The organism is Sphingobium sp. ba1, from assembly GCF_000743655.1.
Lineage (GTDB): Bacteria > Pseudomonadota > Alphaproteobacteria > Sphingomonadales > Sphingomonadaceae > Sphingobium.
In genome coordinates this window covers 2,807-3,666 of the sequence record NZ_JPPQ01000018.1, presented here as the reverse complement: position 1 = coordinate 3,666, position 860 = coordinate 2,807, and the positions used below count along the sequence as shown (strand labels likewise).

The following is an 860-nucleotide window of genomic DNA, read 5'->3' as shown; positions in this document are numbered from 1 at the left end:
GCGTTGCTGGCTGGTGCCAAGGCCCATCGCGCCGGGGCGGGACCGCTCCACCCCGGACAGATCGGCCGCCTTGGCCTCCGCCGCGCTGGCGCCCCCGCGCATCAGGCTGATCGCGTCGCGGCACCGCTTCGCTTCCTCGAAATCGAGCGCTTCGGCAGCCGCCGCCATCTTGCGCGACAGGGTTTCGATCGTGTCGTCCATGGCGGTTGAACGCGCGATCGGGGCGTTAGGCTGCATGGGGGCGCGCCTCGGTCGGTCGGCGTGGTGTCAACCAAGCCCTGAACGGGCCTTCGCTTGCGCCGCCAACCGCCATCGCCTCACTGATACCGCCTCACTGATAATGCAGCTTCTTGTCGAACCCCTCATTCGCCTTGGCCATCTTGGCGATCTTGCGCAGCTGGTTGCGGACATGCCGCTCGAACCGCACATCGTCATAAATGCCCGTCGCCGAATAATCTTCCTGGCGGATCAGATCCTTGAGCCGCTGGGCGAACAGCGCCTGCGTCTCGATGCAATCGGGAAATTGCAGGGTGCGGCATACCCATTCCTCGGCGGCGGCCTTGTCATACTCATCGCGCGATTCATAACCGCGCCGATCCGCCTCCGCCTGATCCAGCCGCGCCGCATCGAACCGCCGCGCCAACCAGTGCCGCACCACCGCCCCATCCCACGCTGTCGACGGCTCGCTCATGATTTGCTCCACATCTTGGTCATCGTGGCACCCATAGAGGAAGAGGGCGGAGAAGCTACCGTGGCTAATAATGCGAAAATATCTGACCAACATGCGCCATTATCGGACGTGACAGGAGCAAAAGTCGCTCTTGAAACAGTCTGCTAATCGGGGCCTACATCTGGGCCTT

Annotated in this window: 2 protein-coding genes; both read right to left on the bottom strand. The window is 63.3% G+C overall.

Features of this window, described 5'->3' with window-relative positions; all coding sequences use genetic code 11:
* The coding region (locus tag IL54_RS23860) for a UvrB/UvrC motif-containing protein (protein WP_337587977.1) at positions 1-237 on the bottom strand (237 nt) is incomplete at its 3' end.
* Positions 238-331: 94 nt separating this feature from the next.
* A complete protein-coding gene (locus IL54_RS01985) occupies positions 332-691 on the bottom strand; it encodes a hypothetical protein (RefSeq protein ID WP_193378804.1) in 360 nt (119 codons plus the stop codon).
* Positions 692-860: the final 169 nt, after the last annotated feature.

Excerpts from the sequence above, each read along its gene's own strand:
- IL54_RS01985 (WP_193378804.1), bottom strand. The coding sequence starts at position 691 with ATGAGCGAGCCGTCGACAGCGTGGGATGGGGCGGTGGTGCGGCACTGG.